The organism is Hydrogenophaga sp. (genome assembly GCF_028698005.1).
Classification (GTDB): Bacteria; Pseudomonadota; Gammaproteobacteria; order Burkholderiales; family Burkholderiaceae_C; genus Hydrogenophaga.
The window spans coordinates 1-9,387 of sequence record NZ_JAQVEJ010000118.1 but is presented as its reverse complement, the minus strand read 5'-3'; the positions used below and the strand labels follow the sequence as shown (position 1 = coordinate 9,387).

General features: G+C 65.4%; 6 protein-coding genes and 1 pseudogene. 1 reads left to right on the top strand and 6 read right to left on the bottom strand.

Going from position 1 to position 9,387, the window contains the following annotated elements; all coding sequences use genetic code 11:
• The first annotated feature begins 111 nt into the window (after positions 1-111).
• Complete coding sequence (locus tag PHQ87_RS11595) at positions 112-1,500, top strand: sigma-54 dependent transcriptional regulator (RefSeq protein ID WP_300234321.1); 1,389 nt, start codon at positions 112-114, stop codon at positions 1,498-1,500.
• 12 nt (positions 1,501-1,512) lie between these two features.
• Here the strand turns inward: PHQ87_RS11595 and PHQ87_RS11590 are convergent, their stop codons facing one another.
• The 6 genes and pseudogenes from PHQ87_RS11590 to PHQ87_RS11565 all read right to left on the bottom strand — a co-directional run.
• The gene (locus tag PHQ87_RS11590) at positions 1,513-3,057 is read right to left on the bottom strand and encodes a TolC family protein (RefSeq protein WP_300234318.1); all 1,545 of its coding nucleotides are present in this window, start codon (positions 3,055-3,057) and stop codon (positions 1,513-1,515) included.
• On the bottom strand, positions 3,057-4,397 hold the full coding sequence (locus PHQ87_RS11585; protein WP_300234315.1) for an HlyD family type I secretion periplasmic adaptor subunit: 1,341 nt from the start codon (positions 4,395-4,397) through the stop codon (positions 3,057-3,059). Before PHQ87_RS11585 ends, PHQ87_RS11590 begins: the two co-directional genes overlap by 1 nt.
• Positions 4,394-6,190 carry an ATP-binding cassette domain-containing protein gene (locus PHQ87_RS11580; protein WP_300234312.1) on the bottom strand — a complete coding sequence of 599 codons (1,797 nt, stop codon included), beginning with the start codon at positions 6,188-6,190 and terminating at the stop codon, positions 4,394-4,396. The genes PHQ87_RS11585 and PHQ87_RS11580 overlap by 4 nt, the downstream gene beginning before the upstream one ends.
• Positions 6,191-6,266: 76 nt before the next feature.
• Positions 6,267-8,054 (bottom strand): Mur ligase, encoded by a 1,788-nt coding sequence (locus tag PHQ87_RS11575; protein ID WP_300234309.1) that lies wholly within the window; start codon positions 8,052-8,054, stop codon positions 6,267-6,269.
• An 8-nt stretch (positions 8,055-8,062) separates the two neighbouring features.
• A complete protein-coding gene (locus PHQ87_RS11570) occupies positions 8,063-8,635 on the bottom strand; it encodes an OmpA family protein (RefSeq protein WP_300234306.1) in 573 nt (190 codons plus the stop codon).
• A 21-nt stretch (positions 8,636-8,656) separates the two neighbouring features.
• A pseudogene (locus PHQ87_RS11565) lies at positions 8,657-9,387 on the bottom strand (hypothetical protein); the annotation flags it as partial.

The following is a 9,387-nucleotide window of genomic DNA, read 5'->3' as shown; positions in this document are numbered from 1 at the left end:
GGTCCTCTGCTGAGCGCCCTTGGGCTGCAACTCGGATACACCGACGTCCAGCTCATGTCCGCAGACTGCGACAACGCCGCCCGCCTCGTTTACTGATCCATTGGTTTCCGAATGACGACCTCCAACTTCGATCAACTCAGCCTCTACGTGTGGGAAGGCAAGGTCGATATCTATGATCGCGTGGTCCAGTGCATGTCCGCCTTCGACGTGGACGTGGTGCATGCCGACGGCCGACCGCTGCCGGAAGACCCGTTCATCAACCAGTGGGCCATCGCGGTGATCAGCGTCACGGCCATCGAAAGCGGCCGGCTGACGCTGAACCCTGAGATGCTCAAGGGCGTGCCGGTGGTGTGGGTGGGCGCGTCCGCGCGCGATCGCGATGCGCAGATCTATCCGCCGGAATACCTGCACGTGCTGCCCTACGACTTCACCGGGGCCGAGCTGCGCGGCATGATCGCCAAGCTGGCGCGCCAGTTGCGCGCGCACAGTACCCGGATCGACGAAGAAGAGGTGTTCGTCGCTCGCTCGGCCTGTATGCTGGAGTTGCTGGAGGAAGCGCGCACCTTTGCCAATTGCGACCACAACGTGCTGATCCGGGGCGAGACCGGCGTGGGCAAGGAGCGCATCGCCCAACTGCTGCACAACGGGCACGAGATGTATGCCAAGGGCCCGTTCGTGGCGGTGAACTGTGGTGCCATCCCCGATGGCCTGTTCGAGTCACTGTTCTTCGGTCACGCCAAGGGCTCCTTCACTGGCGCCGTGCATGCGCACAAGGGCTATTTCGAACAGGCCACGGGCGGCACGCTGTTTCTGGACGAAATCGGTGATCTGCCACGCTACCAGCAGGTCAAGCTGCTGCGGGTGCTGGAGGACAACGCGGTCACGCGCATCGGATCGACGACCTCCATCCGTTTGGACTTCCGGCTCGTCTCGGCCACCAACCGCGACCTGCGCGAGATGGTGCGCAGTGGCGATTTCCGCTCCGATCTGTTCTACCGGCTGGCCGTGATCGAGCTGCAGGTGCCCAACCTCGAACAGCGCGGCGAAGAAGACAAGATCGCCATTTTCAAGAGCCACGTGCAGTCGGTGCTCCAGGGCAAAGACGGTCTGGGCGACGAGGTGCCCTTCTGGCTGACGGAGCTGGTCGCCAGCATGGAATACCCCGGCAATGTCCGCCAGTTGCGCAATGTCGCCGAGCGGGTGGGAGTGATCGTGCGGCAGACGGGACGCTGGGATCAGGCGCTGATCCAGCGTGCGCTGGAGCCGGTGCGCGACATGACGCCTGCCAACGCTGCCGGCCACCCGGCCGACCTGGCCGATCGCCGGCGTTGGGACGGCAACGAACGCAACCGCATCATCGCGGCGCTGAACCAGCACGGCTGGAAGCGCCAGGACGCCGCGCAGCACCTGGGCATCAGCCGCAAGGTGCTGTGGGAGAAAATGCGCAAATACCAGATCAACGACGGCGAGCCGGGCATTCCCGACATCGCCGGCGCCTGACCCGGGAGCGGCTCAGGGCCGCCCCAGCAGGGCGTAGCTTGGCTGCAGCCGCAGGCTGGTCGCGCCGGCATCTTCCACCGGCATGGCGGTAGCCGAACGCACTGCAGCATTGCCACCCGCCCGTGCCGCCGCCGGCGCGCGACCGTTGCCCGGCGCGATCAGGCCCAGGACGTCGTCCACCCGGTTGGCCGAAAACACCTGGTTGACCCAGGTGGTACCCCAGCTTTGCTCGTCCATGAAGCCCATGACGCGTGCCATGCGCAGTTCGTTGATGCGCTGGTCGATGACGGCATCGATGAAATCGAGCACCTGCAGTTCGTAATCGACCTGGGCATCCAACACCTGAACCAGCGTTTCGCGCCCGAACTCCATCAGGCGGCGCCGACCGTGGAGCAACGCCGCGGCTTCGCTGACGGCGGACACCATCTCGGCCGTCTTGTCCTTGCCCGCACGTGCCTGTCCCCAGGCGGTGCTGGTCAGTTGCATCAGGTTCAGGCGCGCAGCCTCGTACTTGGACTCCTGATTGGCCACCTCGGCCAGTGCCGTCTTGACACGCAACTGCAACTCGAAGCCATTGCCGAAGTTCCAGTTGATCTCGACCCCGGTGCGGGTGGCGTCGTTGTAGACGACCCCGCGGGGATCGTGCGTCTTCGTCCACACGACGTCGAGCGAAGGGAAGCGCGCCGCCTCGTACTGTTTGACCAGCGCCTGCGCGTTCTCGACCCGGCTGCGTGCCTCGGCCAACTCGCTGCTGTTGGCCTGCGCCTGGCTCAGGGCATCGTCCAGTGCAGCAGGAATCGACCAGTGGCCCGGCAGCATCAGTGCGGGAAGCGTGGCGACCTCCGGCTGAAAACCAAAGTAGGTTTCGAACTTGGCACTGGCATCGGCCAGCTGGGATTCGAATTCGTGGCGCTTGGCAGCGAAGGTGGCGCGGCGCGACTGGGCCAGACGGATGTCGTTCTCGCCGGTGGCACCGAGGTCGGCGCGGCGCTGTTCCAGCCTGACCAGCTCGTCCAGCGCCTGGATGGCACGCCCGGCGGCATCGCGCTTGTGGTTGTGGCGCAGCACCTGCAGATAGGCGGTCAGTGCATCGAGGGCCACCTTCTGCCGCGTGGCCCGTACGGCCGCACCGGAGGCTTCGTCATTGGCCCGCGCCGCATCGACGCGAGCCCCCATGACACCGCCGTCGATCAGCGTCATGCGCGCATTCAGCGACAGCACGTTGTAGTCTTTTTCGCCGCCAACGTCAGCGCTGGTGGAGCCCGCACCGCTGGCCAACTGCAGCCGCGGCAAGCGCGCATACTGCGCCGCCTCCACCTGGTAACCCGCACTTTCCTTGGCAGCCACCACGCCGAGCACCTCGGGGTGGGTGGCAAGCGCCTTGAGCAGGCCCTGCCGCACGCGTTCGGTCTGGCTGGAGACGAGCAGCGATTGCGTGGTGAGTTGACGCGCCGGCAACAGCGTCACGGCATCAGCGGCCCGGGCCAAACCGCTGCCCAGCAGGGCAACCATCATCAGGGAGGCCAAGGCAACCGGTGTCTTGAGCATTGTCGTCATCAGGGCTCCTGGAAGGCTTCGCGCTGCAGCTTGAGCACTGGCCGCAGCAAGTACCAGATGAAAGGATCACGGCCGACCTGAAGGTCCACCTCGGCCTGCATGCCGGCAGTGATGCGGTTGTTGGGGTTGCCAACGTGGAACTGGCTGGCGCTCAGCAACACGCGGTAAAAAGCGGGTGCGCCGGGAATCGTGCTGTCTTGATCGGCATCGGCCGCCACCAGGGCCACTTGGCCATCCACCGTGCCATAACGCAGAAAATCGTAAGCGGTGATCTTGATGCGGGCCGGCTGGCCAACGTGGACGAACCCCCGGTCGTTCGGGCTGAGCCGCGCCTCGATGACCACCTGTTCTTCATCGGGCACGACCTCCATGATGGGTTCACCCGGCTTGATCACCCAGCCTGCGCTGGTGTTGCGCACGCCCTTGACGATGCCCTCGGTGGGGGCGCGCACCACGGTGCGCTCGCGCTGTGCACGGGCGCGCTGCAGGTTCTCGCTGAGACTGGCCAGTTCACGCTCGACCTCGGCCAGCTCGTCGGAGGCACGGCGACGGAAACGCCCTTCGGTCTCGGCCAAACGGGCCCGGGCTTCGTCGACACCGGCCCGCGCCGACACCAGGGCCTGTTGCGCCACGTCGAGCTCACCCTTCAGCGCCTCATACTCGCGGCGCTTTTGCATCACCTCCAACTGGCCAACCAGCTTTTCCTGCAGCAACTGCTCGGAAATCTCGAGTTCCTTGCGGTACAAGCTCAGGCGCTGGCGCAGACCCTCGGCCTTGACACGCTGCTCCTGCTCCAGGCTGAGGGCCTGCTGCAACACCGAGCGCGCCGCCAGCATCAGGCCTCTGTGTTCCTGCATGCGTGCCTCGTAGGCACCCAGCTGGCCACCCACCACGTCTTCGTCGAGCGAGGTAGGGAAATCGTCACGAGCCAGTGGCTGGCCCTGGCTTTCGGCGCGCAGGCGGATGCGTGTGGCCTGGCCCGAGGAAAAGCGTGCCGACACCTCTTCCAGATTGAGACCGGCACCACCCAGATCGATCTCGATCAGAGGTTGCCCCTGCGAGACCCGCTCGCCTTCCTTGACCAGCACAGCAGTGACGATACCCCCCTCCAGATGTTGTACCGACTTGACGCGGTCGGACGGAATCACCTGCCCCGGCGCGGTCACCACGGTTTCGACCGGGTAGCCCAGTCCCACCAGCGCCAGCACGATCACGCCGCCCCACACCAGTTTTTGCACCAGTGACAGACGACCCGTGTGGGGTTGCGCCGTTGTCGCTTCGCGCAGAATGTCGGGCCGATCGCGATCGGCCCGGTCTTTTTTCGGCACTGAGCCGCTCATGGATTGGCCTCCACCCTTTTGTTTTCCTGCGCCACGGGCGCCGGCCGCTGCACACCGAACAGGCGCGGCACCATGGCGGCGGCTGTGCCCTGCTCGATGTGGCCATCGCCGCGCACGTGGTAAATCTGCTGTGCTGCCGAAGCCATGCGCAGCGAGTGAGTGACCACGATCACGGTGCGGTGCCGTGCCACCGCCAGCAGCGCCGCGATCAGGGCCGTTTCGCTGGCGAAGTCGAGGTCGTTGCTAGGCTCGTCGAGGATCAGCACAGCCGGCTGGTGCAAGAACAGCTGGGCCAGGGCCAGTTTGCGGCGCTCGCCCACGGACAGCCCGGTTCCGCCCTCGCCCACGTTGGTCTGGTAACCGTCGGGCAGGCGCGAGATGAATTCGTGCGCGCCCGACAGACGGCATGCCGCAACGATCTGCTCATCGCTGTGGTCACGCGCCGTGCGGCGCAAGGTGTCGATGATGGGCCCGCTGAACCAGTACACCTCCTGCGACAGCGCGCTGATCCACTGTGCCAGTTCGCGGCGCGAGAACTGCGCCAGGTCGTACTCATCCAGGCGGGCCGTGCCCAGGGTGGGCGCGTACAGCCCGGCCAGCAGCTTGGCCAGGGTGGTTTTGCCGGCGCCGTTGCGCCCGACAATGACGTGCAAGCCGCCAGGGCCCATGTCCAGATCGAGGTCTTCGAACACGGCCGGGCCGCCCTCGTAGAACGCGAACGTCACGCCCTTGAGGCTCAGGCGTCCCTTGGGGCGCGGCAAGCTCATGCCACCATCGGGCCGGTCCACCGGCTCGGCCAGCACTTTTTCCAGCCGCTGGGCGGCTTCGGACGCGCGAGCCAGCAGGCGCCAGTTGGTGGCCAGACCGGCGACCGGTGACAGTGCCTTGATGGCCAGCATGTTGACCGCCATCAGACTGCCCACCGTCATGAGCTGATCGGTCACCGCAATGGCGCCGCTCGTGACGGCCAGCACCGAGAACACGGTCAGGAGCACGGTGGTGGCATCACGGGCGGTCTCGAGCTCCCCGTTCTTGCGAAAGCTCTCGGCCAGCCAATCCTCGTAGGAACTGCGCCAGAGCTGGGTCACCGGCTCGTCCTGGCTCAAGGTCTTGATGGTCTCGCGCGCCCGGCAAATCTCGGAGGCGATGCGATCCAGGTCGCGCGCACGTGCCGTTTCTTCCACCCGGCCGGCACGCACCTCATCGGCCCACCACCAGGCCAGAAAGCTCATGACACCGAGGAACACCACCACAACGGGCAACACCGGCCAGGCCACGATGCCGATGACGATCAACGCGAACAGTGCCATCGGCAGATCGAAGATGGCACTCATGAGGCCACCCGTGACGGTGCCGCGTACGGCACCGACATCCCGGAACAGCATCAGCCAGGTGGAAGTGGGTCGCTCTTCGAGCACGCGCAGCGGGCGGTTGAGCATGGAGCCCAGCAACGCCTGCGAAACCTGATGGTCGATCGTGGCGCCAGCGTTGCGCAGATCTCTCGAGCGCCGCGCGCGCAGGAAAAACTCCAGGCCCAGAAAGAAGAAGATGCCGGCCACCAGGGCCACCAATGTCGAGATGGCACTGCGCGAAATGACCCGGTCATAAACCTGCAGCACGAAGATCGAGGGCAACAACCCGAACAGGCTGATGGGCACCGACCACAATGCCGCCCGTTTGAGCAGTGGATAGGCACGCTCGAAGGCCTGGGACAGTGCGGCCGCGTAAGGATGGGTGCCCGCCTCGTCGGGCGCCCTCGCCACCAACTGGCGCGGCAGCAGAAATTTGATCATGCGGTTCCTTGGTGTTTTCTATCGATTTTCAGGGCACACGCCCCCAATGGAAACCCGCTGGCATACGAACGGGCCATTAGGCAAGCTCTGCGGTCGCGCAGTCGTGCGACGCGGCCAGCATGACCTGCCCGACGCCCCGGTGGCTCAGCCAATGGTGATATGCCACATAGCCCGAGAGGTAATGCTCGATGTCATCAATGCGCACCCGGAACGACTGGTGGCGGATGAAAAACGAGCCGCTGATCGATTCTGGCCGCTTGAAGAACATGGCCATCTCGGGCCAGAAAAAACCATTGAGCAGATGATTCGCGCGGTGCGTGAGCGCCCGCGCGAACTTGACCTGATCGATGTCGTCGAGCAGGTGACTCAGTTCCGGCATGGTCTGGAGACGGTCCAGCATGCGCTGGGCCGCCAACATGAGCTCCAGCAAGGTGGGGAAAGTGGTTTGCCGTTTGAGAACGAAATCCAGATGGCCCGCCACATTCTGCACACCGAAGCGGAAATATTTTTCTTCCGGCCGGTACTTGGTCAGTTCGTTGACCGCGTAAGCCAGCCAGTGGTCGTGCGCACGCCAATGCTGCTCGGCAATGAAATGCTCAAAGGCCCGCTCGACCACTTGCAGCCAGCGTGGATCACCATCGAAAGCGTACAGCCGGCACAGTGCAAAGGCCGCTTCGCCATCGTAATAAATGATGCGATGCTGCTCCTTGATCGAGAGGTCCGAGGCATGAAGCACGTGGCTGAACCCCCCACTCTGCCTGTCCTGCATGAAGGCAATGCCCTCGGCCAGGAGCGCCATCAGCCCCGCATGAGCGTTGACTCCGGTGACCTCGGCGTGCTGCACCAGCGCCAGAATGGCCGCCGCATTGCCACCCAGCTTGATTTCCCCACCCGTATCAACCACGAAGGCTGCCTGGCGGCCATCTGGCAGGTGGCGGCGTTCGATGAGCCCCTCGGTCAGGTAGGACAGCGCGCGCTCCATTGCGTCCCGCAGTGCGGCGTCCCGCGTCAGGCCCCAGGCCTCGGCCATGGCGTAGGTCGTGCTGGCGTGGCGCAGGGTGTTGTAGCTGGCGATCTGCCGATCAAAACAGGGAAAGTAGCCATAGATGAAGCGCCCACTGGGCAGCACCTGGCGCACCAGATGCCCTGCAGCCGACTCGATCAGCGCGCGCACCTCGCCGGTCTGCAACACCACCTCACGCCGCCCGACATCAGGCCCCTGCCCGATCAGCTTGTGCACGACGCCGTCAGCACCACAGAACACCCCGGTCATGCCCAGCAAATAAACCGGGGTATCCGGGGTCAGGGGCAGCTTGAACTCCGGGCCATGGCGCTGGCGCCCATAGCGCCGGAAATGGGCGATGTTGACGACGGCATGGGCCTTGCTGCCACCGCCATACAGCATGGCATTGGCGTTGAGTTCCTGCTCGGTGAAAGCCCAGCGAAAACCGGGATCGAATGCCAATCCATGGCGAAAATAGTTGCGCTTGACGCGCAACAGGGCCTGCTGAAGCCCCTGCCACGGCATGATGCGCACCTGATCGACCATGTCCACCCGCAGCCAGGTGGTTGCACCCGGTCCCCAGCCTTCCTGTTCGCACAGCGACCGCACACTGGCCTCGCCCTGCGCCCACGCCTGGACAAACGTGTCAGCGCTGACGTGGATGGTACGGGCCCGGCACTGGCCGTCGGTCACCGAAAAAAACAGTGTGCAGGCTGGCACAGCCGCCGGATCGGGCTGCGCTGCACCACCCGTACCTGCCGGCATGTCGAGCACGACAACCGATGGCCGGAAGCCGGCACGACCAGCCAACGCCGCCAGCGACTGGCGCGCAGCGCTGAGCTGATCGATCAGATGCGACATGCTGGTGTTCAACGGTAGTTGAACTCAACGCGGCGGTTGAGGCGATACCCTTCTTCGGTTTTTTCCAGGGATGCCGGCCGCTCTTCACCGTAGCTGACAGCCTCGATCTGGCGATCGGGTACCCCCATCCGGCTCAGCGCCGCTCGAACGGTTTCGGCGCGGCGCTGACCGAGGCCGACGTTGTATTCGATGCCGCCACGCTCATCGGTATGGCCTTCAAGCATCACCGAGCGGTGTGGATTGGCGCGCAGGAACGCACCGTGCTTCTGCACGACCTCGGCATACTGAGGCTCCAGGTGCCACTGGTCAAAACCAAAGTACACGGTATGGGCCACATCGGCCGGGCCGCGGCCGACGGGTGGTGCCGGCGGAGCCTCCAAGGTCCGGATCGTCGGTGATTCGACAGGGGCTGCAGCACGACGCTTGGCAACATAGTAGTCGGTCTGCTCGCTACCATCGCGCGGCGCACCGGCGCAGCCTGCTGCCAATGCAGCCACCGCGACCCAACTGATGAGATGTGATGTGTTCATGTGACGACTCTCATGGAAGCCGCCGGTGCCCGGCACCAGCGGCTTGTTCATGGAAATCCCTTATCGGGATACTCAGCCCAGCAGGCCTTGCAGCAAGCCGCCCACCGCTGCGCCGTCACCAGCGCCGGCCTCCGAGGACTCCGGCTGGCTGGTCAGCGGCTGCGTGATGCTGCCCAGCAGGCCGCCATCACCCAGGAGGCCACCGAGCAGACCGCCACCGGCGTCGGCAGCACCTTCGCCAAGCAGCGACACACCCAACAGGCCATCGACCAGGCCGCCGTCTGCCACCACGGCACCGAGCAGACCCTCGGAGCCCGTCACAGCACCGAGCAGGCCGTTGTTGCCAGTCACGGCACCCAGCAGGCCGCCGTCGGCAAGCACCGGATCCAGCAGGCCGCCTTCGCCGCCGAGCAAGCCGCCACCCAGCACACCGCCGAGCAGACCTTCTTCACCCAGCACACCGCCGAGCAGGCCGCCGTCACCGGTGACAGCACCGAGCAGACCACCCTCGCCGCCCAGCACACCACCGAGCAGGCCACCGCCCGAGCCGGCAGCACCGTCGCCCAGCAGAGACACACCGAGCAGGCCATCGACCAGGCCGCCGTCGGCCGCCACGGCACCGAGCAAACCCTCGGAGCCCGTCACAGCGCCGAGCAGGCCGCTGTTGCCGGTCACATCGCCCAGCAGGCCGCCGTCGGCAAGCACCGGATCGAGCAGGCCACCTTCGCCACCGAGCAGACCGCCCAGCAGACCTTCGTCACCCAGCACGCCACTGAGCAGGCCGCCATCACCGGTGACACCAC